At 70.7% G+C, this 25,292-nt stretch carries 22 protein-coding genes; 15 read left to right on the top strand and 7 right to left on the bottom strand.

The window, feature by feature from the left end; genetic code table 11:
• The first annotated feature begins 95 nt into the window (after nucleotides 1-95).
• From AB0I98_RS33975 to AB0I98_RS33985, 3 genes are all read left to right on the top strand, one after another.
• Nucleotides 96-491, top strand: a complete 396-nt coding sequence (locus AB0I98_RS33975) for a nuclear transport factor 2 family protein (RefSeq protein WP_362948635.1) — start codon at nucleotides 96-98, stop codon at nucleotides 489-491.
• 66 nt (nucleotides 492-557) lie between these two features.
• The gene (locus tag AB0I98_RS33980; protein ID WP_362948636.1) at nucleotides 558-1,187 is read left to right on the top strand and encodes a hypothetical protein; all 630 of its coding nucleotides are present in this window, start codon (nucleotides 558-560) and stop codon (nucleotides 1,185-1,187) included.
• A 209-nt stretch (nucleotides 1,188-1,396) separates the two neighbouring features.
• Nucleotides 1,397-2,011, top strand: coding sequence for a sigma-70 family RNA polymerase sigma factor (locus AB0I98_RS33985; protein WP_362948699.1), 615 nt, complete (start codon nucleotides 1,397-1,399; stop codon nucleotides 2,009-2,011).
• Between the two features lie 50 nt (nucleotides 2,012-2,061).
• Here the strand turns inward: AB0I98_RS33985 and AB0I98_RS33990 are convergent, their stop codons facing one another.
• Together AB0I98_RS33990 and AB0I98_RS33995 are read right to left on the bottom strand one after the other, a co-directional pair.
• The gene (locus AB0I98_RS33990; RefSeq protein ID WP_362948637.1) at nucleotides 2,062-5,034 is read right to left on the bottom strand and encodes an FAD-binding and (Fe-S)-binding domain-containing protein; all 2,973 of its coding nucleotides are present in this window, start codon (nucleotides 5,032-5,034) and stop codon (nucleotides 2,062-2,064) included.
• A 63-nt stretch (nucleotides 5,035-5,097) separates the two neighbouring features.
• The gene (locus tag AB0I98_RS33995; RefSeq protein WP_362948641.1) at nucleotides 5,098-5,601 is read right to left on the bottom strand and encodes a MarR family transcriptional regulator; all 504 of its coding nucleotides are present in this window, start codon (nucleotides 5,599-5,601) and stop codon (nucleotides 5,098-5,100) included.
• A gap of 133 nt (nucleotides 5,602-5,734) precedes the next feature.
• Between AB0I98_RS33995 and AB0I98_RS34000 the strand changes: the two genes are divergently transcribed.
• The gene (locus AB0I98_RS34000; RefSeq protein WP_362948642.1) at nucleotides 5,735-6,250 is read left to right on the top strand and encodes a YceI family protein; all 516 of its coding nucleotides are present in this window, start codon (nucleotides 5,735-5,737) and stop codon (nucleotides 6,248-6,250) included.
• 7 nt (nucleotides 6,251-6,257) lie between these two features.
• On the opposite strand, the gene AB0I98_RS34005 is transcribed toward AB0I98_RS34000, so the two are convergent.
• Nucleotides 6,258-7,952 (bottom strand): hypothetical protein, encoded by a 1,695-nt coding sequence (locus AB0I98_RS34005; protein WP_362948701.1) that lies wholly within the window; start codon nucleotides 7,950-7,952, stop codon nucleotides 6,258-6,260.
• A gap of 235 nt (nucleotides 7,953-8,187) precedes the next feature.
• On the opposite strand from AB0I98_RS34005, the gene AB0I98_RS34010 reads away from it, so the two are divergent.
• The 5 genes from AB0I98_RS34010 (at nucleotide 8,188) to AB0I98_RS34030 (ending at nucleotide 11,917) form a co-directional block, all read left to right on the top strand.
• Nucleotides 8,188-8,571 carry a cell division protein SepF gene (locus tag AB0I98_RS34010; protein WP_362948644.1) on the top strand — a complete coding sequence of 128 codons (384 nt, stop codon included), beginning with the start codon at nucleotides 8,188-8,190 and terminating at the stop codon, nucleotides 8,569-8,571.
• An 80-nt stretch (nucleotides 8,572-8,651) separates the two neighbouring features.
• Nucleotides 8,652-9,857 carry an ATP-binding protein gene (locus AB0I98_RS34015; protein ID WP_362948646.1) on the top strand — a complete coding sequence of 402 codons (1,206 nt, stop codon included), beginning with the start codon at nucleotides 8,652-8,654 and terminating at the stop codon, nucleotides 9,855-9,857.
• A complete protein-coding gene (locus AB0I98_RS34020; RefSeq protein WP_362948648.1) occupies nucleotides 9,854-10,195 on the top strand; it encodes a nucleotide pyrophosphohydrolase in 342 nt (113 codons plus the stop codon). Before AB0I98_RS34015 ends, AB0I98_RS34020 begins: the two co-directional genes overlap by 4 nt.
• Nucleotides 10,196-10,370: 175 nt before the next feature.
• Complete coding sequence (locus AB0I98_RS34025; RefSeq protein ID WP_362948650.1) at nucleotides 10,371-10,847, top strand: DUF6099 family protein; 477 nt, start codon at nucleotides 10,371-10,373, stop codon at nucleotides 10,845-10,847.
• Nucleotides 10,848-10,993: 146 nt separating this feature from the next.
• Entirely contained in the window at nucleotides 10,994-11,917 is a 924-nt protein-coding gene (locus AB0I98_RS34030; protein WP_362948652.1) for an LLM class F420-dependent oxidoreductase, read from the top strand.
• Nucleotides 11,918-11,982: 65 nt separating this feature from the next.
• Here the strand turns inward: AB0I98_RS34030 and AB0I98_RS34035 are convergent, their stop codons facing one another.
• On the bottom strand, nucleotides 11,983-12,723 hold the full coding sequence (locus AB0I98_RS34035; RefSeq protein WP_362948702.1) for an SAM-dependent methyltransferase: 741 nt from the start codon (nucleotides 12,721-12,723) through the stop codon (nucleotides 11,983-11,985).
• 218 nt (nucleotides 12,724-12,941) lie between these two features.
• Between AB0I98_RS34035 and AB0I98_RS34040 the strand changes: the two genes are divergently transcribed.
• On the top strand, nucleotides 12,942-14,423 hold the full coding sequence (locus AB0I98_RS34040; RefSeq protein ID WP_362948654.1) for a 3' terminal RNA ribose 2'-O-methyltransferase Hen1: 1,482 nt from the start codon (nucleotides 12,942-12,944) through the stop codon (nucleotides 14,421-14,423).
• A complete protein-coding gene (locus tag AB0I98_RS34045) occupies nucleotides 14,420-16,960 on the top strand; it encodes a polynucleotide kinase-phosphatase (protein WP_362948656.1) in 2,541 nt (846 codons plus the stop codon). Before AB0I98_RS34040 ends, AB0I98_RS34045 begins: the two co-directional genes overlap by 4 nt.
• Before the next feature lie 11 nt (nucleotides 16,961-16,971).
• Here the strand turns inward: AB0I98_RS34045 and AB0I98_RS34050 are convergent, their stop codons facing one another.
• Together AB0I98_RS34050 and AB0I98_RS34055 are read right to left on the bottom strand one after the other, a co-directional pair.
• Nucleotides 16,972-17,862: a hypothetical protein gene (locus AB0I98_RS34050; protein ID WP_362948658.1), complete on the bottom strand. Its 891-nt coding sequence runs from the start codon at nucleotides 17,860-17,862 to the stop codon at nucleotides 16,972-16,974.
• On the bottom strand, nucleotides 17,859-18,896 hold the full coding sequence (locus tag AB0I98_RS34055) for an SPFH domain-containing protein (protein ID WP_362948660.1): 1,038 nt from the start codon (nucleotides 18,894-18,896) through the stop codon (nucleotides 17,859-17,861). The genes AB0I98_RS34050 and AB0I98_RS34055 overlap by 4 nt, the downstream gene beginning before the upstream one ends.
• Nucleotides 18,897-19,016: 120 nt before the next feature.
• On the opposite strand from AB0I98_RS34055, the gene AB0I98_RS34060 reads away from it, so the two are divergent.
• Both AB0I98_RS34060 and argF read left to right on the top strand, forming a co-directional pair.
• Nucleotides 19,017-20,240 carry an arginine deiminase gene (locus tag AB0I98_RS34060; protein ID WP_362948662.1) on the top strand — a complete coding sequence of 408 codons (1,224 nt, stop codon included), beginning with the start codon at nucleotides 19,017-19,019 and terminating at the stop codon, nucleotides 20,238-20,240.
• Nucleotides 20,241-20,300: 60 nt separating this feature from the next.
• Nucleotides 20,301-21,308, top strand: coding sequence for an ornithine carbamoyltransferase (argF, locus tag AB0I98_RS34065; protein WP_362948664.1), 1,008 nt, complete (start codon nucleotides 20,301-20,303; stop codon nucleotides 21,306-21,308).
• An 8-nt stretch (nucleotides 21,309-21,316) separates the two neighbouring features.
• Here the strand turns inward: argF and AB0I98_RS34070 are convergent, their stop codons facing one another.
• Complete coding sequence (locus AB0I98_RS34070) at nucleotides 21,317-21,769, bottom strand: ATP-binding protein (RefSeq protein WP_362948666.1); 453 nt, start codon at nucleotides 21,767-21,769, stop codon at nucleotides 21,317-21,319.
• A gap of 321 nt (nucleotides 21,770-22,090) precedes the next feature.
• Here AB0I98_RS34070 and AB0I98_RS34075 point away from each other — a divergent pair, with 321 nt between their 5' ends.
• On the top strand, nucleotides 22,091-22,918 hold the full coding sequence (locus tag AB0I98_RS34075; RefSeq protein ID WP_362948667.1) for an enoyl-CoA hydratase family protein: 828 nt from the start codon (nucleotides 22,091-22,093) through the stop codon (nucleotides 22,916-22,918).
• Nucleotides 22,919-22,920: 2 nt separating this feature from the next.
• On the top strand, nucleotides 22,921-25,287 hold the full coding sequence (locus tag AB0I98_RS34080; protein WP_362948668.1) for a bifunctional salicylyl-CoA 5-hydroxylase/oxidoreductase: 2,367 nt from the start codon (nucleotides 22,921-22,923) through the stop codon (nucleotides 25,285-25,287).
• The last annotated feature ends 5 nt before the right edge of the window (nucleotides 25,288-25,292 follow it).

Consider the following 25,292-nt stretch of genomic DNA (forward strand, 5'->3'; position numbering starts at 1 on the left):
GCCATAGGAAATCCAATAGGTCTGGACCGGTACTCGATATCCACCAGCCGATATGCTTATTCAACTTGTTGAGTAATCCACAGTGAGGTGATCTCGTGCACCCCTTCCGCAAGGCCGTCGAGAACCGTGACATCGCAGCCGTGGAGGCGCTGCTCGCCGACGACGTCGTGTTCACCAGCCCCGTCGTCTTCAAGCCCTACCCGGGCAAGGCGATCACCGCCGCGATCCTGCGCGGCGTCATGCGCGTCTTCGAGGACTTCGCCTACGTCCGTGAGATCGCCAACCCCGACGGCCGCGACCACGCGTTCGTCTTCACCGCCACCGTGGCCGGAAAGCAGCTCCAGGGCTGCGACTTCCTGCACTTCGACGAGGACGGGCGCATCGACGAGCTCACCGTCATGGTCCGTCCCCTGTCCGCCGCCAACGCGCTGGCCCAGGCGATGGGCGCGCAGTTCGAGCAGATCGAGCGGGAGGCGGCCGGGGCGCAGTGAGTGACGCGCGCCGCAAATCCGTACCCAGACGTGACGGTGGACGTCAGGATGCGAGGATGAGGCGCCATGACGGCAGGGTGGTGTTCTCGCGCAGTACGGGCCGCGGTGTTCGCGGCCGTCTGTGTGCTGCTCGCCGCGCTGGGCCACGTCCTGATGTCCGGCGCCCATGTGCCCACCTGGACGCTGGCCGCGGGCGTCGCCGGAACCGGCGTCGTCGGCTGGGGCCTGGCGGGCCGTGAACGCGGGCTCGCCCTCGTCGTGACGGTCGTGGTCGTCGCCCAGACCGCACTGCACCAGGCGTTCTCGTACGCGCAGTCGGTGAGCGGCTCGACCTCCATGAACTCGGACATGGACATGGGCGCGGCCCATATGGACATGAGCCACATGGATCACATGGGGCATACGGCTTCGCACTCCATGCCCTCCATGTCTTTCGGGATGCTCGCCGCCCACCTGCTCGCCGCGCTCCTGAGCGGACTGTGGCTGGCATACGGCGAACGGGCCGTCTTCGGCATCCTGCGCACCGTCGCCGGTTGGCTGGCCGCACCCCTGCGGCTGCTGCTCGCCCTGCCGACCCCGCCGCACCGCCCACGCCTCGTCGTGCGCCGTCGGCGCTCCGAGCGGGCGCCGCGGCTTCTCCTCCTCGTCCACGCGATCACCTCTCGGGGTCCACCCCTGGGGACCGCTGTCATCTGAGGACAGCCGGTAACCCGAGGCCGCCCATGTGCGCCTCGGGCCTCGGTCGTACGTCCGTGAAGGCGTCGTACGGCCGTATCCCCACTGACCGGACCGCCGCACCCAGGTGCGCCGTCGGTCCGATTCTGGATGACCGAGAAGGACACCAGGTGATCACTCCTGCCCTGCCTCCCTCGTGCGACAAAACCGGCAGAAGGGAAGTAGAAGCAATTGGCCAGACGGAAGTCATCGACCAGGCAACCCTCGACGACTCGATAACCGCCTGGGCGCTCGCCGCCCGCGGCGGGGACCCGGACGCCGTCGAGCAGTTCGTCCGTGCGTTGCACCGCGATGTCCTGCGGTACGTCGCCCATCTCTGCGCCGATCCCCAGGCCGTCGACGACCTGGCGCAGGACACGTTTCTGCGGGCGCTCGGCAGCCTGCACCGGTTCGAGGGCCGTTCCTCGGCCCGCTCCTGGCTGCTGTCCATCGCCCGGCGCGCGGTGATCGACCGCTACCGGTACGCCGGCGCGCGGCCCCGCCTGTCCGACGTACCGGACTGGCAGCTGGCGATCGAGCTGGCCCAGCCGCGGGATCTGCCCGGGTTCGACGACGGCATCGCGCTGCTCGACCTGCTGGCGGGGCTGCCGGACGAGCGCCGGGAGGCCTTCGTCCTCACCCAGCTGCTCGGACTGCCGTACGCGGAGGCGGCCGAGGTGAGCGACTGCCCCGTGGGGACGGTCCGTTCGCGGGTCGCTCGTGCGCGGGCGACGCTGATGGATCTGCTGGCGGAGGCGGAGGAGCCGTTGCCGCGGGCGGAGCACGCCGCGTTGGTGGCGGCGTAAGCACGGGGGCGGGGAGGGGGGGGCGGTGGCGAGGTTTCGCCGCCGCCCCCTCACCTACGGGGCAGCCCCGACGCCAGCAACTCCGCCAGGTGCACGCCCTCATGCCCCCCACTGTCCAGCTCATGAATCTGCGTACGGCAACTGAACCCGTCCGCCAGAACAGCCACACCCGCATCCGTCTCCCGCAACCGCGGCAACAACACCCGCTCCGCGCAGGCCTTGCTCACCTCCAAATGTCCCCGCTCGAACCCGAAGTTGCCGGCCAGTCCGCAGCATCCGGACTCCAGCCGCTCGGCCTCGACCCCCGCCCGCCCGAGCAACTCCCGGTCGGCGTCCCACCCCAGCACCGCATGCTGATGGCAGTGCACCTGGACCAGCGCCTCCCGGCCGGGCAGTCGCGGGGGCTCGTAGCCGGGGGAGTGCTCGGTGAGCAGTTCGGCCAGCGTCACGGTCTGCTCGCGCAGCCTGCGTACATCCCGGTCACCGGGGAACAGCTCTGCCGCGTCCGACCGAAACACGGCCGTACAGCTCGGTTCGAGACCGACGACGAGACCGCCGTCGCGGATGTGCCCGGCGAGGTGGCGGACGGTCCGCGCGAGTACCCGTTCGGCGATGCCGAGCTGCCCGGTGGAGATCCATGTCAGCCCGCAGCACAGCGGTTCGCGGGGCAGCTCGACCCGCCAGCCCGCGTGTTCCAGCAGCCGGACGGCGGCCCGACCGACGTGCGGGTGGAAGAAGTTGGTGAAGGTGTCCGGCCACAGCAGGACCGTCCCGCGCGCCCCGTCGCCGTACGGCCTGTGCCGGGTGAACCACTGCTGCAGTGTGCGACCGGCGAACCGTGGCAGTTCCCGCTCCTCGATCCCCGCGAGCGCCACGGCCGCCTTCGACAGCGGCGGCAGGTGCGTGAAGGCGTTGACCAGCCTCCCCAGCCGCGCGCGGCCCACCGCCTGTGCGGCGACCGGCAGCCAGCCCATGGTCAGGTCGGAGCGTGGCCTGCGCCATGGCCGGCGCGCGTAGTGGTGGGCGAGGAACTCCGCCTTGTACGTGGCCATGTCGACGTCGGCCGGGCAGTCGTGCTTGCAGCCCTTGCACGCCAGACACAGGTCGAGGGCGTCCTTCACCGCCTCCGACCGCCAGCCGTCCCGGATCGCGCCGTCGCCGTGCCCGTCGAGCATCTCGAACAGCAGCCGGGCCCGTCCGCGCGTGGAGTGCTCCTCCTCCAGGGTGACTTGGTAGGAGGGGCACATCACCGCGCCACCCTTGTTGGTGAGTTGGCGGCACTTGCCGACGCCCACGCACCGGTTCGCGGCCTCGGCGAACGACCCGCCGTCGTCCGGGAAACGGAAGTGCAGATCGCGCGGGTCGTACGGTGCCCAGTCGCCGCCCAGCCGCAGATGCTCGTCGAGCCGGTACGGCGCCACGACCTTGCCGGGGTTCATCCGGTCCCGCGGATCGAAGATCGCCTTGAGCCGGCCGAACGCCTCGACCAGCTCCTCCCCGAACATCCGCGCCAGCAGCTCGCCCCGGCTCTGTCCGTCCCCGTGCTCACCGGAGAAGGACCCGCCGAACTCGGCGACCAGATCGGCCGCCCGTTCCATGAACCGCCGGTAGGCGGCCACACCGTCGGCGGAGTACAGGTCGAAGGGGATCCGGGTGTGCACACAGCCCTGCCCGAAGTGGCCGTAGAGGCTGGGCCCGGTGTCGCTGCGGTAGCCGAACTCCTCGAACAGGTCCTGCAGCCGGCGCAGATAGTCACCGAGCCGTTCGGGCGGTACGGCGGAGTCCTCCCAGCCCTCGAAGGTGTCGGGCCGGTGCGGGACGTGCGCGGTGGCGCCGAGCCCGGCCTCGCGGACCTGCCACAGCTCCTCCTCGCGGTCCGGGTCGTCCACGAACGCGACCTCGGGGTCGTGCTCGCTCTCGTCCAGCGCGGCCAGCATGCGGTGCGCCCGCCGGTCCGACTCCTCGAGCGTGTCGCCGCCGAACTCGGCCATCAAGTAGGCCTTGCCTTCGGGGAGTTCGGAGATCGCCTGGGGATTGAGATGCTTGAGCTGCTCGTCGCGGATGAGCCTGGAGTCGACGCCCTCCAGCGCCATCGGCTCGTACGGCAGGATCTCCGGCACCGAGTCGGCGGCCCGCTCGACGCTCGGGAAACCCAGCACGACCAGCGTCCGTTCCTTCACCACCGGCACCAGCTTCAACTCCGCACGCACCACGGTGACGAGCGTGGACTCGCTGCCGACCAGCAGTCCGGCGACATCGAAACCGTGTTCCGGCAGCAGTGAGTCGAGGTTGTAGCCGGAGACACGGCGCGGGATATCGGGGAAACGGTGCCGGATCTCGTCGGCGTAGGTGTCGCGCAGGGCGCGCAACCGCCGGTAGACCGCCGAGCGGAGGTCGCCGTGCCGCTCGATCTCGGCGTACTCCTCGTCGTCGGTCGGGCCGCACCAGAAGCGGGTGCCGTCGTAGAGGAGCACGTCCAGGCCGGCGACGTTGTCGACCACCTTGCCGGTGGCCTGGGCGGTGGCGCCGCAGGAGTTGTTGCCGATCATGCCGCCGATCGTGCAGTTCATGTGGGTCGCGGGTTCGGGTCCGAAGCGCAGCCCGGTGTCCGCGAGTTGCCGGTTGAGGTCGTCGAGCACAATGCCGGGCTGGACGACGCAGGTGCGGGCGTCGGTGTCCACGGACTCCAGGCGGTTGCAGTATTTCGACCAGTCGATCACCACGGCCGTGTTGGTGCACTGCCCGGCCAGGCTCGTCCCGCCGCCCCGGGACAGCACGGGTGCGTCGTACTCGCGCGCGACGGCGACGGCTTCCACGGCCGCTTCGGGGGTACGGGGGACGACCACGCCGATCGGGGTCTGCCGGAAGTTGGAGGCGTCGGTCGAGTACGCGGCCCGGCTCCCGGCGTCGAACCGCACCTCCCCGTCGACGCGTGCGCGCAGCGCCTCCTCAAGGCCACCGCCGTCGACCGGCGGCGCGGTCCCTCGGCGGGTGACGGGTGCGGGCAGGTCGGACACGGCCATGGAGCGCTCCTTCGGCTGCGGTCGGCAGCCGGGTACCCCGGGCTCCTCGGGACAACCGGGGCGTCAGCGCCCCTCCGGCTCCTCGACGAGGTCGGGCACCAGACCGCACATGGCTTCCCGCTGGTCGGCTCCCATGAACTGGGCGAGGGCCTCCTTGACCGTGTCGGCGAGGCCACCGGAGGCCTCCGCCAGCAGACGGCGGGCCTTCTCCGTGAGGGTCACCTCGATGCCGCGCTTGTCGCCGCAGACCGACCTGCGGGAGACCAGGCCCGCGTGCTGGAGGCAGGCGATCTGGTAGGTGAGCCGGGTCTTGGGGCGGCCCAGGAGTTCGGCGATCCGGGTCATGCGCAGACCCGTCTCGGGCTGCTCGGCCAGCAGGCACAGGACCAGGAACTCGTCGTGCGAGACGTCCAGCCGCTCCTTGACCACGGCCCGCAGTCGCTGCTCGACGGCTCCCGTCGCGGCCAGCAGCACCATCCAGGCACGCAGCTCCGGGTGCAGCAGTCCGCCACTCTGCGCGGAGGGGCATTCGGGCAGGTCGGCGGGGTGTGCGTCGGAGTCGGCCATGGATTCGAGTGTACCTGTTGTCCATTTTTGGATGAGGGGTTGTTCAGATTTGGATAGTCGGCTAGCGTGAGGTCATCCAAATTTGAAGCACCAGGCAGTCATCAGACAGTTATCAGGAAAGCAGGGAACGATCATGACCGTCGCCGTGGAAACCGGACTGTGGCAGCTCGACACCACCGCCTCCACCGTCGCCATCCGGCACAAGACGATGTGGGGCATGGTCACCGTGAAGGGCGCGTTCGGCGCCGTCACCGGCCAGGGCGAGGTGCGGTCCGACGGGTCCGCCATCGGCACCGTGACCCTGGACGCCACCACCCTGGACACCGGCAACGCCAAGCGCGACACGCACCTGCGGTCCGCCGACTTCTTCGACGCCGACCACCACCCCGAGATCACCTTCGCGGTCCGCAGCGCCGAACTCCGCGACGGCGACAAGGTCCACGTCGTCGGTCAGCTGACCGTGCGCGGCATCAGCCGCCCCCAGTCCTTCACCGCCCGCCTGATCGGCTCGGACGCCGCCTCGCTCACCCTGGACGCGGAGTTCTCCGTGAACCGCGACCAGTTCGGCATGGGCTGGAACCAGCTCGGCATGATCCGCGGCCTCACGACGGTCGCCGCCACCCTCCGCTTCGTCCGCACCGCCGCCTGACGGGACGTCAACCCTCCATCCGCAGGCGCACATCCGCACTCGACAGCGTCTGCGGTACGGCGGTGAAGGCACGCAGCCGGATCCGCACCCGCGGCCCGGGGAGCGGGAACTCCCCTCCGGGAGGCCGGAGTTCGTACGAAGCGGTGGCGTGGGCGGGCAGGGACGCCGGGCCCCGCACGATCGACCAGTACGGGTGCGTGCCCTGGCCCGTGGTGAGCATGAAGTGCGGCGACAGCGCGCCGCCGCCCGCGTTGCTGACACGGACGTCCAGCAGGGAGACCGTGTCGGCCGAGGCCCGCCGCACCGAAGTCACCTGCATCCGCAGCGGCGGCGTCCCCGTCGCCGCCCAGACCGTGCTCCCGAGCGCCGGGGCGAGCAGCAGCACCGTCGCCGCGATCCGCGCCGGACGGCGCCCGGCACCGGACAGCGCGTGCGGCTGCCACGCCCCGGCGAACTCCGAGGCGGGTGCGGTCACCGCCGCAGCCAGCCACAGCGGCGTCAATATCAGGTAGTAACCGTCCTGCGAACGCGTCGCCAGATAGAACGCACACCACGGCAGCACGGTCGCCGCCGGCCCCAACCGCCGTACGAACAGCACGAACAGCGCCAGTAGGCCGACCGCCAGCAGCAGGCTCGCGTGGGAGTACCAGTCGAGCCGGTCGCTGCCGTCCGTGAAGTACAGCGAGACATCCACCAGACCCTGCCCGTGCAGCACCGCCCCCTGCGTCAACGGCAGTGCGATGCCCCGGACCCAGTCGCCGGGCTCGCTCACCACGAAGTACGTGTTGATCAGCAGCCATACGGTGGCGGCGGCCCCGACGACCTTGAGCAGCACCAGCGTCGCCGCCCGCGACCCCAGCTCCCCGCGCCGTACCGCATAGATCCCGGCCAGCAGGAACGGCGCCAGGAACCACGGCAGTTGCTGCGCCGCGCACGCCGCCCCCAGACACGCGGCCCGCGCCACCCCGGCCGCCCCGAGCCGCCCGCCCCGCCCGATCCGCGGCCAGCGCACCACCACCGGGATCAGCAGGGCCAGCGCCACGATCGCCGGGTAGCCGAGCCGGCCGTACGACGGCAGCAGCCCGAAACCGAGGCACACCATGGTCGCCGCCGACCGCCACGGCACGGGCAGCATCCACCACAGCACCACGGCGCCGACGACCAGCGCGCCCGTGCTCACGAGGGTGGCCGCGAGGGCGCCGTGCCCGACCCACAGCAGGGGCGCGGTCAGCAGCGGGGCCAGCGGGGGATAGCCGTAAGTGAGGTCGTAGCCGCCGGTGACCGTCGGGGTGAGGGCGACGCCGTGGCGGAAGAGCCATGGCCAGGGCTGCCCGTAGACGGGGTGTCCCGCGACGAGTTCCTTCGCGGCCTGGGTGGTCAGGAGCGCCTCGTCCGAGCCGCCGTGCGCCACGGCATACGCGCTCAGCGTCAGCGTCACGGCCGTGACCAGCACACACGCGTCCACCCACGCGAGCGACCGGGCCCGCCGGACCACCAGCGCGAGTACTGCGCAGACGAGGATCGAGACGTAGCAGACGGAGATCACCGCCGCCACGAGCAGCCGGTGATCGGCCGCCGTCGTCCATACCCCGCGTGTGCCGATGAACAGGCTGATGTCGGCCAGCAGGGTCAGGACGCGGTGCCACTGGGCCGGGGAGTCGGGGGCGGACACCGCGGACCGTGCCTGCCGTGGGGGAGCCATACGTTCTGCCACGTACACGCCACCGGACCGTAGGCGTGCCAGGTGAGTGGGGTGCCGATGGTGATGAAGAGTCGGGTGTGAGCGCTGTAAGAGAGGCGTGACCCCGGCATGATCGGACAAGGGTGACGCTCGTCATGTGCTGGCTCGGACCGTGTCGCGATTGGGCCGAACGGGTGGCGTGGCGTAAGAATTGGCTGGTGCAGGCATTGAAGGCGAGTCACTTCGGGGGGAACCGGTGAACGGTCATGACGTCACCGACGAGCAGTGGGAAGGGCTCGCCCAGGTCGTACCGCTGCGTGGTCGCGATGCCTGGCCGTCGGCGGTGGGCCACCGTGCTCTTCCGGACGTGGACACCGAACCGCGGCGCCGGTTCGTCGTCCTGAGGGTGAGTGTCTTCGGCGACGCCCGCGAGGTCGCCGAGACGCTGATGGCGGGCATCCCGGTGCTGCTCGACCTGACCGGAGCGGAGACCGAAGTCGCCAAGCGTGTCCTGGACTTCAGCACCGGCGTCGTCTTCGGCCTGGCGAGCGGAATGCATCGCGTCGACCGCAATGTGTTCCTGCTGACGCCGCCGGGCACCGAGGTGAGCGGCCTGATGGAAGGCGTGGCGGGCCCGTGACGCCGCGCCAATCCCTCGATCGTAGGAAGCGGGACGGGGCGGAACGGTTCGGCTGACGGACGGAGCCCTACGGTCCGGATATGCCCGCGTCATCCGTGTCGCCGGGGACTCCCAGGTCTTCGGCGTCCTCTTCGTCCTCGCCTTCCTGTGCGCCCGCGACCGGCGGGAACCGACCCGACCGGCCCTGTGTCACCGAGTTGCGGCTGTCGGCGTTCGCCGGGCACCGGCGGGCCGGGTTTCCGCTCGGACCGCTCACCCTGTTCGCCGGCCGGAGCGGCTGCGGGAAGACGACTGCGCTCAGGGCGTACGAGGCGCTGGCGCGGCTCGGTGGAGGGGCCGAGCTCGGTGAGGTGTTCCCGGATCCGGTCGCCTGCGTTCCCGAGCGGGCCCGGCCGGACGCGCAGCGCCGCCGCGGCTTCCGGATCGGCTGCACGGCCGACGGTCCCGAGGGACCGGTCCGGCTCGATGTCGCCGTCCAGGCCGAGCCCGAACTGCGCATCGTGGGCGAGCGGTTGAGCGCCGAGGGACTCGTCCTCCTGGAGACCGCCCTGCGCGACCCCGGGCGCCGTGCCGTACAGGCCGCCTGGCACACCGCCGGGTCGGCGCCCGTCACCCGCGCCCCGCTGCCGGACGACCGGCTCGGCACCGCGCTGCTGCCGCTGCGGGTGGCCGGCAAGACGGACGGACAGCGCCGCGTCCTCGCCGCCGCCGAGCAGATGGTCGTCGCCCTGCGCTCCGTCTTCGCCTGCGACCCACGGCCCGACCGTATGCGCGGGCCCGTGCCGCTCGGCTCCGGCCGGCTCCTCGGCGGCTGCGACAACCTCGCCGACGTACTGTGGCGCACCCGCACCGAATGCGGCCGACGGCACGCGCAACTCGTCGCGGCCGTGCGCGCCGGATGCGCGGGACCCGTCGCGGACGTCCTCGCCGAACCCCTCGGCGACGGCACGGTCCGCGCCGTACTCGACCGGGGCGACGGCCCGCGCACGGCCCTCGAACGGCTCGGCGACGGCGAGTTGAGGCACCTCGCGCTGACGCTGGTCCTGCTCACCGGGCCCGGTGTCCTCGAGGTCGACCCCGCCGGAGAGGTGCCCGCGGCATTGCAGACGCTCACCGTCCTCGCCGACGGGCTCGACCACTGCCTGGACCCACGGCAGCGCGACGGCCTGCTGCGGCTGGCGACGCGGATGTGCGAGCGCGGGCACATCCGCCTCGTCGGCGCGGTGAGCGACGCGTACTGGGCCGCGGAGACGGACGGCGTCACGGTGGTACACCTTGACGCGTGACTGACGACCTGGACCTGGCGAAACTGCAGCGCAGGCTGGCCGAGTTCGCCGCCGCGCGGAACTGGCAGCCGTACCACACCCCCAAGAACCTCGTCGCCGCGCTCAGCGTGGAGGCCTCCGAACTCGTCGAGATCTTCCAGTGGTTGACGCCCGAGGAGTCGGCCCGCGTCATGGACGACCCCGACACCGCGCACCGGGTCACCGACGAGGTCGCCGATGTGCTCGCCTATCTCCTGCAGCTCTGCGAGGTCCTCGGCATCGACCCGCTGGCCGCGCTGGACGCGAAGATCGACCGGAACGAGCGGAGGTTTCCGGCGGCGGGGGAGCGGGACGAGTAGGAGACCCGACTCCATTTTTACTGTCCGTAGTCAAAAGCCCGCCCGAATCCGATTCGTTGTCCGAAGATTTCCGTCTTCCTCTGGCTTTTCGTCCCGTCGGACCTCACTCTGGGTAGTGGACAGCGGAGTTCGGGCGAACGCGCGACGAGCGCGTCGGGACAGACTGGGGCAGCGCATGGACGCGGTGCGGCTCATCGTGACGAGCAGGCGCGCGCTCGCGGGGAGCGGCGAGGCGCCACAGACCATGGCGGAAGCGTGGCAGGCACAGGCCCTCGCGCAGGCGATAGGCAGCCGCCTCGCGGTCGCCGGTCCACCCGAACTACGGGGCGAGGCACTGGGGTTGACCGAGCTCGCGGGCAGAGGCTGCGGTGTCCTGGACCGCCCGGACGTCCCCGACGCCGACCTGCGTGCCGCCCAGCTCACCGAACTGGGCGACGCCCGGCAGGCGTTGATGTATCTCGGCGGTCTGCTCGGCGAGGTGGGTATCGCGCTGGTCGGTATCGCCTCCTCCGCGGGTGACGAAGGGACGTACTGGCAGTGCATGGAGGCGATCGACGCGGCGGACGAATCCCGTGACCGGGTACTGGAGATGCTGCGGCGGCTGACGGATCGGGATATGGGGGAGGCCTTACCGGAGAGGGAGGCGGGGTAGTTCCACGGAACGTGCCTATGGCCGTCGGTTGTCTGCGGGTTCGTTGTGGCTGGTCGCGCCCACGCGGCGGAGCCGCATATAGATGCAGCCCCGCGCCCCTTTGGGGCGCTGCAGGCGACGCGGCTTGGAGCGTGCAGGATGGGTGTATGGATCTGCGTATCTTTACCGAGCCCCAGCAGGGCGCCACCTATGACACCCTCCTCGCCGTTGCCAAGGCCACGGAGGATCTTGGGTTCGATGCCCTTTTCCGCTCCGACCATTACCTCAAGATGGGCTCCGGCGACGGGCTCCCCGGCCCCACGGACGCCTGGATCACGCTCGCCGGTCTGGCACGGGAGACGCGGCGTATCCGGCTCGGCACGTTGATGACCGCCGGTACCTTCCGGCTGCCCGGTGTGCTCGCCATTCAGGTCGCGCAGGTCGACCAGATGTCGGGTGGCCGTGTTGAACTGGGCCTGGGCGCGGGCTGGTTCGAGGAGGAGCACAAGGCGTACGGCATTCCGTTCCCGAAGGAGAAGTTCGCCCGCCTGGAAGAACAGCTGGCGATCGTCACGGGCCTGTGGGCGACGGAGGTCGGCCAGACCTTCAGCCACCATGGCACGTACTACGACCTGACCGATTCGCCCGCGCTGCCCAAGCCTGCACAGGCCAAGATCCCGGTACTCATCGGCGGCCAGGGCGCGACCCGTACGCCGCGTCTCGCCGGCCAGTATGCCGACGAGTTCAACATGCCGTGGGCGTCGGCCGAGGACGCCGAGCGTCAGTTCGGCCGCGTTCGGGCGGCGGCGGAGAAGGCCGGGCGCAAGGGCGACGACCTGGTCTACTCCAATGCGCTCGTCGTCTGCGCCGGCAAGGACGACGCGGAGGTCGCCCGCCGCGCCGCCGCGATCGGCCGTGAGGTGGACGACCTGAAGACCAACGGCCTGGCCGGCTCCCCGGCCGAGATCGTCGACAAGATCGGCCGCTACGCGGAGATCGGCTCCCAGCGCCTCTACCTCCAGATCCTCGATCTCGGCGACCTGGACCACCTGGACCTGATCTCCTCCGAGGTCCAGTCGCAGCTGCCGTAGGACGTCCCGGGCAACGGTCGTCCGGCGGTTCGGAGAGTGTGGAGCCCGATCCGCCGGACGAGCCCTCATGGCTTGCGGGCCACCCCCACGTACAGGGGTATCTCCTCGCCTCCGTGTTCCTCGCCGAGTTCGGGGTGCCAGTGCGCGGCGAGCGTCAGGCCGGGGTCCAGCAGGTCGAGGCCCGCGAAGAAGGCGGCGAATTCGTCGCGCGACCGCACCTGCGCGGGGGTGCCGCCCTTGCGGTAGACCTCGACGACACGCTGCCAGGTCTCCGGGTCGAAGTCCCCCGTGGCGTGCGACAGCGTCAAGTAGCTTCCGGGTGCGAGGGGTTCGAGCAACTCGCGCACGATCCGGCCGGGTTCGTCCTCGTCCACCACCAGGTGCAGCAGCGCCACGAGGGACAGGGCGATCGGCTCCGTGAAGTCGAGGGTCTCGCGTGCCGCCGCGAGGATTCTTCCCGGTTCCCGTACGTCGCCGTGGACGTAGGCGGTCCTGCCCTCGGGTGTGCTGTGCAGCAGGGCCTCGGCGTGCCGCAGGACGATCGGGTCATTGTCCGCGTACACCACACGGGCGCCCGGAACGATCCCCTGCACGATCTGGTGGAGGTTCGGCTCGGTCGGGATTCCGGTCCCGATGTCGAGGAACTGGCGGACACCCCGCTCGGCCAGCAGCCGCGAGGCGCGGTGCATGAACCAGCGGTTGGTCCGCGCCATCTCCCGCACGGCGGGGAACAGGGAGATCACCTGCTCGCCCGCCTCCGCGTCGACCGGGTAGTTGTCCTTCCCGCCGAGGAAGTAGTCGTACATGCGGGCCGAGTGGGGCTTGCTGGTGTCGATGGGGGTCGCGCGTAATCCGGCGTCTGTCACGTGATGCCTCCGCTTGTGGACCTGCGTGGGCGATCGTCGTACCCCCTCGAACGCCCGGGCGACTGGGAGGTTAGCGAAAAACGCCGGGTGCTGCCGACGCCCGCTCTGTACGGTGGGCGTATCCGCAGTTCAGACCACTATTCCAAGGCTGAGCCCCTGTGTTCCTGACGATCAGTACCACCGGCACCGAAGAACGCCCCGCCACCGACCTCGGTTTCCTGCTGCACAAGCATCCCGAGAAGGCGCAGGCGTTCTCCACGTCCTACGGCACGGCGCACGTCCTCTACCCCGAGGCGGACGCCGAGCGCTGCACGGCGGCGCTGCTGCTGGAGGTCGACGCGGTGGCGCTGGTCCGGCGCGGCAAGGGCAAGGGACGGGGCGGCGCCCCCGACGCGGCGCTCGCGCAGTACGTGAACGACCGCCCGTACGCGGCCTCCTCACTGCTCGCGGTGGCCCTGAGCGGCGTGTTCTCCAGCGCGATGAAGGGCACCTGCACCGCACGGCCCGAACTCCCGCAGCAGGCACGCCCGTTGCGCATCGAGGTACCCGCGCTGCCCGCCCGCGGCGGCCCCGGCCTCGTACGCGGTCTCTTCGAGCCGCTCGGGTGGACGGTCACCGTCGAACCCGTGGCGCTGGATGCGCAGTTCCCCGAGTGGGGCGACTCGCGGTACGTCCGTCTCGTGCTGGAGTCCTCGGCCCTCACCCTCGCCGAGGCCCTGCGCCACCTGTACGTCCTGCTGCCCGTCCTCGACGACGCCAAGCACTACTGGGTCTCCCCCGACGAGGTCGACAAGCTGCTGCGGGCGGGTGAGGGCTGGCTGCCCGCGCACCCGGAGCAGAAGCTGATCACCAGCCGGTATCTGTCGCGGCGCTGGTCGCTGACCCGGCAGGCGATGGAGCGGCTGGAGCTGGTGCGGCTGGCCGAGGCGGACGACACCGAGGTCGAGGAGATCGACAACGCGGTGGAGGCGGAGACCGAGTCGGAGGAGCGGCCGACCCCGCTCGCCGTACAGCGCCGGGACGCCATCATCGCGGCGCTCGGCACGTCCGGCGCCGCCCGCGTGCTCGACCTCGGCTGCGGGCAGGGCCAGTTGGTGCAGGCGCTGCTCAAGGACGTGCGGTTCACCGAGATCGTCGGCGTCGACGTGTCGATGCGGGCACTCACCATCGCCTCCCGCCGGCTCAAGCTGGACCGCATGGGCGAACGCCAGGCCTCCCGCGTCAAGCTCTTCCAGGGCTCGCTCGCCTACACCGACAACCGCCTCAAGGGCTACGACGCCGCCGTGCTCAGCGAGGTCATCGAGCACCTCGACCTGCCCCGGCTGCCCGCCCTGGAGTACGCGGTCTTCGGCTCCGCCCGCCCCCGGACGGTCCTCGTGACCACCCCGAACGTCGAGTACAACGTCCGCTGGGAGTCCCTCCCGGCCGGCCACGTCCGGCACGGCGACCACCGCTTCGAGTGGACGCGCGAGGAGTTCCGGACCTGGGCCGACGCCGTCGCCGAACGGCACGGGTACGGCGTGGAGTTCGTGCCCGTGGGGCCCGACGACCCCGAGGTGGGACCGCCCACGCAGATGGCCATTTTTTCAATGAGCACAGCCAGGATGACCGTGACCGAGAAGGAGGCGAAGGCCGCATGACCGAGACCCGCACGGGACGCACCCTGCCCGTCACCGACCTCTCCCTCGTGGTGCTCATCGGCGCCTCCGGCTCCGGCAAATCCACCTTCGCCCGCAGGAACTTCAAGCCCACCGAGGTCATCTCCTCCGACTTCTGCCGCGGCCTGGTCTCCGACGACGAGAACGACCAGTCCGCCACCCGCGACGCCTTCGACGTCCTGCACTACATCGCGGGCAAGCGCCTCGCCGCGGGCCGCCGTACGGTCGTCGACGCGACCAGCGTGCAGTCGGACTCCCGGCGCCAGCTGATCGAGCTGGCCCGGCAGTACGACGTGCTGCCCATAGCCATCGTGCTCGACGTGCCCGAGGAGGTGTGCGCCGAGCGCAACGCCGCCCGCAGCGACCGCGCCGACATGCCGCGCCGGGTCATCCAGCGCCACACCCGCGAACTCCGCCGCTCGCTGAGGCACTTGGAGCGCGAGGGCTTCCGCAAGGTGCACATCCTCCGGGGCGTCGAGGAGGTCGAGAGCGCGTCGATCGTCACCGGGAGGCGGTTCAACGACCTGACCCACCTCACCGGCCCCTTCGACATCATCGGCGACATCCACGGCTGCGCCTCCGAACTGGAGTCCCTCCTCGGCAAGTTGGGTTATGCCGACGGCGTCCACCCCGACGGCCGCACAGCCGTCTTCGTCGGCGACCTCGTCGACCGCGGCCCGGACAGCCCGGGCGTACTGCGCCGCGTGATGTCGATGGTCGGCTCCGGGAACGCACTGTGCGTGCCGGGCAACCACGAGAACAAGTACGGCCGTTACCTGAAGGGCCGCAAGGTCCAGCACACCCACGGTCTCGCGGAAACCATCGAGCAGATGGAGGGGGAGACCGAGGAATTCCACACTCAGGTACGGGAGTTCATTGACGGACTCGTCAGCCACTACGTCCTCGACGGCGGCCGGCTGGTCGTCTGCCACGCCGGTCTGCCGGAGAAGTACCACGGCCGCACCTCTGGGCGGGTGCGCTCGCACGCGCTGTACGGCGACACCACCGGCGAGACGGACGAGTTCGGGCTGCCGGTGCGCTACCCGTGGGCGGAGGACTACCGGGGCCGCGCGGCGGTGGTTTACGGCCACACTCCCGTGCCCGAGGCCACCTGGCTCAACAACACGATCTGCCTCGACACCGGCGCCGTCTTCGGCGGCAAGCTGACCGCGCTGCGCTGGCCGGAGCGGGAGCTGGTCGACGTACCGGCGGAGCGGGTCTGGTACGAGCCGACCAAGCCGCTGCGGACCGAGGCGCCCGGCGGGCACGACGGACGGCCGCTCGACCTTGCCGACGTGCAGGGGCGCAGGGTGGTCGAGACCCGGCACCAGGGCCGTATCGCGGTCCGCGAGGAGAACGCGGCGGCGGCCCTGGAGGTCATGAGCCGCTTCGCCGTCGACCCGCGGCTGCTGCCGTACCTGCCGCCGACCATGGCACCGACGGCCACCTCGCACGTCGAGGGCTACCTGGAGCACCCGGCCGAGGCCTTCGCGCAGTACCGGGAGGACGGCGTCGCGCGGGTCGTGTGCGAGGAGAAGCACATGGGTTCGCGTGCGGTGGCGCTGGTGTGCCGGGACGCGGAGGCGGCGCGGAAGCGGTTCGGCGTGGACGGTCCCACCGGGTCCCTTTACACCCGCACGGGACGGCCGTTCTTCGACGACGGTTCGGTGACGGAGTCGGTCCTGGACCGGGTCCGGGCCGCCGTGACCCAGGCCGGCCTGTGGGACGTACTCGAGACGGACTGGCTGTTGCTCGACGCCGAGTTGATGCCGTGGTCGCTGAAGGCGTCCGGGCTGCTGCGGTCGCAGTACGCGGCCGTGGGCGCCGCGTCCGGCGCGGTCTTCCCGGGCGCGCTCGCCGCGCTGGAGGGTGCGGCGGCGCGGGGCGTGGAGGTGACGGACCTGCTGGCGCGGCAGCGCGAACGGGCCGCCGACGCCGCCGCGTTCACGGAGTCGTACCGCCGCTACTGCTGGACCACGGACGGCCTCGACGGCGTCCGCCTGGCCGCCTTCCAGATCCTCGCCGTCCAGGGCCGCAGCCTCGCGGGCCTGCCGCACGACGAGCAGCTCATCCTGCTCGACCGCCTCGTCGAACACGACAGCACCGGCCTGCTCCAGACCACCCGCCGGCTGTACGTCGACACCGCCGACCCGGAGTCGGTGCAGTCGGGCGTCGACTGGTGGCTGGAGATGACGGGACGCGGCGGCGAGGGCATGGTCGTCAAGCCGATCGGCGCGGTCGTACGCAGCGAACAGGGCCGTCTGGTGCAGCCCGGCATCAAGTGCCGGGGCCGTGAGTACCTGCGGATCATCTACGGTCCCGAGTACACCCGCCCCGAGAACCTCGCCCGCCTCCGCTCCCGCTTCCTCAACCACAAGCGCTCCCTCGCGATCCGCGAGTACGCGCTGGGCCTGGAGGCACTGGACCGGCTGGCGGAGGGCGAGCCGCTGTGGCGGGTGCACGAGGCGGTGTTCGGGGTGCTGGCGCTGGAGTCGGAGCCGGTGGACCCGCGGTTGTGACCGGGCTCGCCCTAACCCGCGAGCAGCAGCCGGTCCCTGCACACTCCAACCTGCACCGACTGCCCCCACGTCAGTTCCAGGGCGTCAGACTCCATCCCGTCCCCGAAGGCGATCAGCCGCTCGGACTCGACGGTGACACGCAGGCGGCCGGGGCCTGAGAGCTCGCCGGCCACCAGGGACGTCCCGGTGGCGGGCGACGGCCAGGCCTCCCGGACGAACCAGAGCAGCCGTTCCTCGGAGGGGGCGGGCAACCGCAGCTGCCCGCCTCGCTCCTGCCACACCGACCGGAGCCATCCGGTCGCCCCCGTTCCGGTGCCGACGATCACGCCGGAGGAGGCCTGGGCCTCGACGACACCCCCGTCGTCGTCGAGGCCCAGGCGGTAGCGGGCGGTCTGGTGTCCGGCCGCGCCCAGGTAGATCTCGTTGAGGGCGACCAGGCGCTGGGTGTCGTCGGCGACCGCCTCGACCATGGTGAGTTCGTCGACCGGTGGCGTTTTGGATGTCAGCAGCTTCGCCGCGTCCTGGGGGCGGTGGCGCACCAGTACGCCCGGGTTGCGTCCGGGGTCCGTGTCGAATCCCAACACCGGCTGTCCGGACAGATATTTGGCCACGTTGGCCACGAGGCCGTCCTGCCCGACCACGACCACCACGTCCTCCGGTGCGAACAGGAATCGGTCCAAGTCGGCCCGCTCTACCTGCGCCTGACGCCACGTCAACGGGATCGCAGACGTCACCTCGGCCAGCGCCCTGCGCGTGCGGCGATGGCGGTCCGCGATCTCCTCGATGTCCCGGCCGCGGGAGCGGAGGAAGAAGGCGGCCTGGCCGTGCGTGCCGTGCCGGGCCACCAGCTCCTCGTACTCCGTGGTGCGATGGACGAGTACGGCCCGCGGGGCGAGACTCACGCCCGCTCCCCGTGGCCGAGCCGGGCGAGCAGCCCCGTGAGCACGTCCGGCGAGATGGTCACGCTGTCGATCTGCGGGAGGTTCTCCGCGAGGCGCGTGCCGGTCAGGGCGTGCAGGGTCGCCACGTCGACCTCCGCGTGGACTCGCAGCCAGGCCGCCTGTGCCTCGGCTCGCGCCGAACCCACCTCGCGCGCGCCCTCGGCCTCGGCGCGGGCCAGCCGTACGGAACGGGCTGCCTCCGCCTCCGCCAGCTTCACCGTGCGTGCCGCCTCGGCCTGCGCCCGTACCGCGTCGGCCGCTGCCTGCTCCTCCGCCTCGCGGCGGGCGTTCGTGCCGCGCTGGTCGACCAACTGTTCCTCGCGGCGGGCGAGTTCGATGCGGCTGTCCAGCTCGTTCTCGGCGATCGCCCGCTCCCGCTCGACGGCCACGGCACGCCGTTCGTACGTCGCCCGGTCGGCGTCCTGCTGGATCTGCTCACGGGCGGGGGTGCGCAGGGCGCGCTCCACCTCCGGCTCCGGGCGCAGGGCGACCACGCGTACGGCGACCGTCTCGATGCCCGTGGCCGGCAGCCGGGGTTCCGCCGCCAGGCCCGCCGCGACGCGTTCGCGCACCGCCGTCACGCCGTCCACGAGCGCCGACGACAGCGACGTACGGGCGAGGACGTCCAGCGCGTGCTGCTGGGCCGTCTCCGTCAGCAGGGTGCCCAGCTGCTCCAGGGGAGCGCCGCGCCAGGCGCCGGTGTCCGGGTCGATGGAGAAGTCGAGGCGGGCGGCGGCGAGGGCGGGGTCGGCGATCCGGTAGGTGACCGTCGCCTGGACTGCGACGTCCTGGAAGTCGGACGTACGGGCATGGAAGGTCATCGCCAGTTCGCGGTCGTCGACGGGCACCTCGGAGAGCGCGGCGGTCAGGGAGCGGTACCAGAAGCTCAGTCCCGGGCCGTCGTGCACGAGCCTGCCGGAGCGGTGGTGGTGGATGTGTGCCGTCGGAGCGCCCCGCAGATGGCGCCAGCCCAGGCGCCGGGTGATGTCGGCCATGAGATCCCCTCTTTTTCGTCATGTAGACGATAAGCGCGAAGCCTACTTGTCGTCAAGAGGACGAAAAGGGAAACGGTCAAGCAGGGGGTGAACCTGGTCGTCGATGGTCAGGATGGAGTCATGGGATTCCATGTCGACTCCGAGGCCGGGCGGCTGCGCCGCGTCATCCTGCACCGGCCGGATCTCGAGCTCAAAAGGCTCACCCCCAGCAACAAGGACGCGCTCCTCTTCGACGACGTGCTCTGGGTGCGCCGGGCGCGCGCCGAGCACGACGGGTTCGCCGATGTGCTGCGCGACCGCGGTGTCGCCGTCCATCTCTTCGGCGATCTGCTCACCGAGGCCCTGGCGATCCCGGTGGCCCGGACGCTCGTACTTGACCGGGTCTTCGACGAGAAGGAGTACGGGGTGCTCGCCACCGATCACCTCCGGGCCGCCTTCGAGTCACTGCCGGCCGCCGAGCTCGCCGAGCTGCTCGTCGGCGGCATGACCAAGCGCGAGTTCCTCGACGCCCACCCGGAGCCGACCTCCGTCCGCTTCCATGTCATGGACCTCGACGACTTCCTGCTCGCCCCCCTGCCCAATCACCTCTTCACCCGCGACACCTCCGCCTGGATCTACGACGGCGTCTCCGTCAACGCGATGAGATGGCCGGCCCGGCAGCGCGAGACCGTGCACTTCGAGGCGATCTACCGGCACCATCCGCTGTTCCGTGACGAAACGTTCCACGTCTGGTCCGAGGGGCAGGCCGACTACCCGTCCACCATCGAGGGCGGCGACGTCCTGGTGATCGGCAACGGCGCTGTCCTCATCGGCATGAGTGAGCGGACCACCCCCCAGGCCGTCGAGATGCTCGCCCACAAGCTGTTCGCCGCGGGCTCGGCCGAGACGATCGTGGCCCTCGACATGCCCAAGCGGCGAGCCTTCATGCACCTCGACACCGTGATGACGATGGTCGACGGCGACACCTTCACCCAGTACGCGGGGCTCGGCATGCTCCGCTCGTACACCATCGAACCGGGCGTCGCCGACAAGGAGCTGAAGGTCACCGACCATCCGCCGGAGCACATGCACCGCGCGATCGCCGCCGCGCTGGGCCTCAGCGAGATCCGCGTCCTGACCGCGACCCAGGATGTGCACGCGGCCGAGCGTGAGCAGTGGGACGACGGCTGCAACGTCCTCGCCGTCGAGCCGGGTGTCGTCGTCGCCTACGAGCGCAACGCCACCACCAACACGCATCTGCGCAAGCAGGGCATCGAGGTGATCGAGATCCCGGGCAGCGAGCTGGGGCGGGGGAGGGGTGGACCGCGGTGCATGAGCTGTCCGGTCGAGCGGGCGGCCGTATAGAAATGTCAGTGGTCGTATAGACTTCCAAAGGTCTTGTTATCGCACCTCTGGAGCGCCCCCATGGCGACAGTCCCGACCGCCCTCGCCGGCCGCCACTTCCTCAAGGAGCTGGACTTCGGCCAGGAGGAGTTCCTTGCCCTGATCGCGCTGTCCGCCGAGCTGAAGGCAGCCAAGAAGGCCGGGGCCGAGACGCGGTATCTGAGCGGGAAGAACATCGCGCTGATCTTCGAGAAGACCTCGACGCGCACCCGCTGCGCGTTCGAGGTCGCGGCGGCCGACCAGGGTGCTGCGACGACGTACCTCGACCCTTCGGGCTCACAGATGGGCCACAAGGAGTCGGTGAAGGACACCGCGCGCGTCCTCGGCCGGATGTTCGACGCGATCGAGTACCGGGGTGACAGCCAGGCCGCCGTCGAGGAACTCGCGGCGCATGCGGGCGTGCCGGTCTACAACGGGCTCACCGACGACTGGCACCCCACGCAGATGCTGGCCGACGTGCTCACCATGACCGAGCACTGCGGCAAGCCGGTCCATGAGATCGCCTACGCCTACCTCGGCGACGCCCGCTTCAACATGGGCAACTCCTACCTGGTGACCGGAGCCCTGCTCGGCATGGACGTGCGGATCGTCGCGCCCCGGTCCTACTGGCCCGCCGAGGAGATCGTCGGCCACGCCCGCAAGCTGGCCGAGACCAGCGGTGCGCGGATCACGCTCACGGAGTCCGTGGACGAGGGGGTCCTGGGTGCCGACTTCGTCGCCACCGACGTCTGGGTGTCCATGGGGGAGCCCAAGGAGGTCTGGGACGAGCGGATCGCCGCGCTGGCGGCGTACGCCGTGACCATGGATGTGCTGCGCGCCACGGGCAACGCGGACGTCAAGTTCCTGCACTGTCTGCCCGCCTTCCATGACCTTGGCACGAAGGTCGGCCGCGAGATTTATGAGCGGCACGGGCTGGAGTCGCTGGAGGTCACGGATGAGGTGTTCGAGTCGGCGCACTCGGTTGTGTTCGATGAGGCGGAGAATCGGTTGCACACGATCAAGGCGGTGCTGGTCGCCACGCTTGCGTGACGCGTCGATCAGACCGGCCGCCGCTGATGCGGCACCGTTGGCAGTCTGAACCACACCGCCTTGCCGGAGTCTGTGGGGCGGTGGCCGCAGGACGAGCTGAGGGCTCGGATGAGGAGGAGGCCTCGGCCGTGTTCCTGCCAGGGGTCGGGCTCTCCGTTGAGGGGGCGGGTGAGGTTGCCCGGAGGTGCCGGGTCCGGGTCGTGCACCTCGACCTGGCAGCCGCTCGGCAGCAGCTCCACGACAAGCTCTATCGGACCGCTCCCGGCGGTGTGCTCGACGGCGTTGGCGACCAGCTCGGCCGTGAGCAGTTCCGCGGTGTCGCAGTCGGCCCCGTGCTCCAGCTCGGCCAGCGCCGTACGGACCAGTGCGCGGGCCACGGGCACCGCCGCGGCGGTGTGCGGCAGCGCGATGCGCCAGGAGGCGGAGGCGGAGGGGCGTTCGTACAAGGCGGTTCCGTTCATGAGCAGGCTGTCCTGCTTTCAACCATATGAATGGTACGGCGCCCTCCGGCAGAGTCGCTCGACGGGCGCCGTACGGGACCTTCGGCCCCGGTATCGAGCGGCTTACCCCTCCCAACGGTCCGCCCACCGCGGCTGCTCCCGCCGTTACCGCGCCGTCGCCGATCCGTGCTGTCCCGTGACGGATGTGACAGAGGCCGGTTACCCGTAACAACTACGGTGCCACCCCCCTCTATCGCGCCCTCATGACGACAGTCACATATGGGTGATAACTTCGAAGGGCAGAGCCCCGTGAGGCAACGTCGCCCGAGGAGGCCCCACGTCATGAGTCCCTTCACCGGCTCGGCCGCCCGCACCTCCGACTGGCAGCACCTGCGGGTCGAGCTCACCGACGGCGTCGCCACCGTCACCCTCGCCCGCCCCGAGAAACTCAACGCCCTCACCTTCGGCGCCTACGCCGACCTGCGCGACCTGCTCGCCGAGCTGTCCCGGGAGCGGGCCGTCCGCGCGCTGGTGCTGGCCGGCGAGGGACGCGGCTTCTGCTCCGGCGGCGACGTCGACGAGATCATCGGCGCCACCCTCGCCATGGACACCGCCCAGCTCCTCGACTTCAACCGGATGACCGGGCAGGTGGTCCGTGCCGTACGCGAGTGCCCGTACCCGGTGATCGCGGCCGTGCACGGCGTGGCCGCCGGCGCCGGCGCGGTCCTCGCCCTGGCCGCCGACTTCCGCGTCGCCGACCCCAGCGCCCGCTTCGCCTTCCTGTTCACGAGGGTCGGCCTGTCCGGGGGCGACATGGGCGCGGCCTATCTGCTGCCCAGGGTCGTCGGCCTCGGTCACGCGACCCGCCTGCTCATGCTGGGGGAGCCGGTACGGGCAGCGGAAGCCGAGCGCATCGGCCTGATCAGCGAACTGACGGACGAGGGTCGCGTCGACGAGGCCGCCCACACCCTAGCCCGCCGCTTGGCCGAGGGCCCGGCCCTGGCGTACGCCCAGACAAAGGCCCTCCTCACCGCCGAACTGGACATGCCCCTGTCCGCCTCGATCGAGCTGGACGCCTCCACACAGGCCCTGCTGATGAACGGCGACGACTACGCAGAGTTCCACGCGGCCTTCAAGGAAAAGCGCCCCCCGAAATGGCAGGGGAGGTAGCTATGTTCTCGACCGAGGGGACTGTGCCAACCTCAGGGGCGCGGGGAACTGCGCGACAAGCCACAACGAACCCGCAGCCGCCGAAGACGAGCAACCACCCCCTACGCGTGGCGATCGTCGGCGGCGGCCCCGGCGGCCTCTACGCAGCCGCGTTGCTCAAACGCCTAGACCCTGCCCGAGAAGTAACCGTCTGGGAACGCAACGCCCCCAACGACACCTTCGGCTTCGGAGTAGTCCTCTCCGACGAAACCCTCGGCGGCATAGAACACGCCGACCCAGTCGTCTACGAGGCCCTCCAAAAACACTTCATCCGCTGGGACGACATCGACATCGTCCACCGAGGCACCCGCCACACCTCCGGAGGCCACGGTTTCGCCGCCCTCGGCAGAAAACGGCTCCTCGAAGTCCTGCACGAACGCTGCCGCACCCTCGGCATCGACCTCCGCTTCCGGGCGGAAGCCCCCTACCCGGCCTGGCTGGCGGAGACATACGACCTCGTCATCGCCGCCGACGGTGTGCACAGCACCACCCGTGAGGCCTACGCCCATGTGTTCCGCCCCCATGTGGACACCCACCACTGCCGCTACATCTGGCTGGCGGCCGACTTCGCCTTCGACGCCTTCCGCTTCGAGATCGCCGAAACCGAACACGGCGTGATGCAACTCCACGGCTACCCCTACGCGCCCGACGCCTCCACCGTGATCATCGAAATGCGCGAAGAGGTCTGGCAGGCAGCAGGCTTCGCGGAGCTCGACGAGCAGGAGTCCGTCGAACGCTGCGCCAAGAACTTCGCGGAAGCGCTCGGCGGTCGCCCGTTGAGGTCCAACAAGTCGGCGTGGACCACGTTCCGTACGGTGGTCAACGAACGCTGGTCGCACGGGAACGTGGTGCTGCTGGGCGACGCCGCCCACACCGCACACTTCTCCATCGGCTCCGGCACCAAGCTCGCGGTCGAGGACGCCCTGGCACTGGTAGCCTGTCTGGAGGAACAGCCCACGCTGGAGCGCGCGTTGGAGGCCTACGAGGAGGAGCGGCGCCCGGTCGTCGCCTCGACCCAGCGTGCCGCCCGCGCCAGCCTGGAGTGGTTCGAGAACATCGCCCGCTTTCTCGACCAGCCGCCCCGCCAGTTCGCCTTCAACCTGCTCACCCGCAGCCGCCGTGTCACCCACGACAACCTGCGGCTGCGCGACGCCCACTTCACCGAGTCCGTGGAGCGCGAGTTCGGCTGCCCGCCCGGTACGCCGCCGATGTTCACGCCGTTCCGGCTGCGCGGCCTGACGCTGCGCAACCGGGTCGTGGTGTCGCCGATGGACATGTACTCGGCCGTCGACGGCGTCCCCGGCGACTTCCACCTCGTCCACCTGGGCGCACGGGCGCTCGGCGGCGCCGCTCTGGTGATGACCGAGATGGTGTGCGTGAGCGCGGAGGGCCGGATCACCCCGGGCTGCACCGGCCTCTACACCGGCAAGCAGGCCGAGTCCTGGAAACGGATCACCGAGTTCGTACACGCCCAGGCGCCCGGCACCGCGATCGGCGTCCAGCTCGGCCACTCCGGACGCAAGGGCTCGACCAAGCTGATGTGGGAGGGCATGGACGAGCCGCTGGAGGACGGCAACTGGCCGCTCGTGGCCGCGTCCCCGATGCCGTACAAACCGCAGGGCCAGATTCCCCGCGAGCTGTCCCGCGCCCAACTCACCGACATCCGCGAGCAATTCACGGCCGCCGCCTGGCGTGCCGCCCGCGCCGGCTTCGACCTCCTCGAACTGCACTGCGCCCACGGCTACTTGCTCTCCGGCTTCCTCTCCCCGCTGACCAACCGCCGCACCGACGCCTACGGCGGCACGCTCGCGAAACGGCTCCGCTTCCCGCTGGAAGTCTTCGACGCCGTACGGGGAGTGTGGCCCGAGGAGCGGCCCATGACCGTCCGGATCTCGGCCACCGACTGGGCCGAGGGCGGCACCAGCGGCGAGGAGGCCGTGGCGATCGCCCGCGCCTTCGCCGCGCACGGCGCCGACGCGATCGACGTGTCGACCGGGCAGGTCGTCGCCGAGGAGCGGCCGGAGTTCGGACGGTCGTACCAGACGCCGTACGCCGACCGCATCCGCCACGAGACCGGCATCCCCGTGATCGCCGTCGGCGCGATCTCCTCCTGGGACGACGTCAACTCGCTGATCCTGGCCGGGCGCACGGACCTGTGCGCACTCGCCCGCCCCCACCTCTACGACCCGCACTGGACGCTGCACGCGGCGGCCGAGCAGGGCTACGACGGTCCCGGCGTCGTCTGGCCGGCACCGTACCGGGCGGGCAGCCGCCGTCCGCAGACCGGACGCACGGACGCCCCCAAGCCCCGGCTGACGCTGGGCACTTGAGGGCG

This window comes from Streptomyces sp. NPDC050211, from assembly GCF_040656035.1.
GTDB lineage: Bacteria > Actinomycetota > Actinomycetes > Streptomycetales > Streptomycetaceae > Streptomyces.

What these genes read in the sequence shown, in the direction of transcription:
- AB0I98_RS34035 (WP_362948702.1), bottom strand. Translation starts at nt 12,723, where the DNA reads ATGTACGACTACTTCCTCGGCGGGAAGGACAACTACCCGGTCGACGCG.
- AB0I98_RS34080 (WP_362948668.1), top strand. Translation starts at nt 22,921, where the DNA reads ATGTTCTCGACCGAGGGGACTGTGCCAACCTCAGGGGCGCGGGGAACT.
- AB0I98_RS34045 (WP_362948656.1), top strand. Translation starts at nt 14,420, where the DNA reads ATGACCGAGACCCGCACGGGACGCACCCTGCCCGTCACCGACCTCTCC.
- AB0I98_RS34000 (WP_362948642.1), top strand. Translation starts at nt 5,735, where the DNA reads ATGACCGTCGCCGTGGAAACCGGACTGTGGCAGCTCGACACCACCGCC.
- AB0I98_RS34070 (WP_362948666.1), bottom strand. Translation starts at nt 21,769, where the DNA reads ATGAACGGAACCGCCTTGTACGAACGCCCCTCCGCCTCCGCCTCCTGG.
- AB0I98_RS34030 (WP_362948652.1), top strand. Translation starts at nt 10,994, where the DNA reads ATGGATCTGCGTATCTTTACCGAGCCCCAGCAGGGCGCCACCTATGAC.
- AB0I98_RS34005 (WP_362948701.1), bottom strand. Translation starts at nt 7,952, where the DNA reads ATGGCTCCCCCACGGCAGGCACGGTCCGCGGTGTCCGCCCCCGACTCC.
- AB0I98_RS33980 (WP_362948636.1), top strand. Translation starts at nt 558, where the DNA reads ATGACGGCAGGGTGGTGTTCTCGCGCAGTACGGGCCGCGGTGTTCGCG.
- AB0I98_RS34075 (WP_362948667.1), top strand. Translation starts at nt 22,091, where the DNA reads ATGAGTCCCTTCACCGGCTCGGCCGCCCGCACCTCCGACTGGCAGCAC.
- AB0I98_RS33990 (WP_362948637.1), bottom strand. Translation starts at nt 5,034, where the DNA reads ATGGCCGTGTCCGACCTGCCCGCACCCGTCACCCGCCGAGGGACCGCG.
- AB0I98_RS34025 (WP_362948650.1), top strand. Translation starts at nt 10,371, where the DNA reads ATGGACGCGGTGCGGCTCATCGTGACGAGCAGGCGCGCGCTCGCGGGG.
- argF (WP_362948664.1), top strand. Translation starts at nt 20,301, where the DNA reads ATGGCGACAGTCCCGACCGCCCTCGCCGGCCGCCACTTCCTCAAGGAG.
- AB0I98_RS34060 (WP_362948662.1), top strand. Translation starts at nt 19,017, where the DNA reads ATGGGATTCCATGTCGACTCCGAGGCCGGGCGGCTGCGCCGCGTCATC.
- AB0I98_RS33995 (WP_362948641.1), bottom strand. Translation starts at nt 5,601, where the DNA reads ATGGCCGACTCCGACGCACACCCCGCCGACCTGCCCGAATGCCCCTCC.
- AB0I98_RS34015 (WP_362948646.1), top strand. Translation starts at nt 8,652, where the DNA reads ATGCCCGCGTCATCCGTGTCGCCGGGGACTCCCAGGTCTTCGGCGTCC.
- AB0I98_RS34055 (WP_362948660.1), bottom strand. Translation starts at nt 18,896, where the DNA reads ATGGCCGACATCACCCGGCGCCTGGGCTGGCGCCATCTGCGGGGCGCT.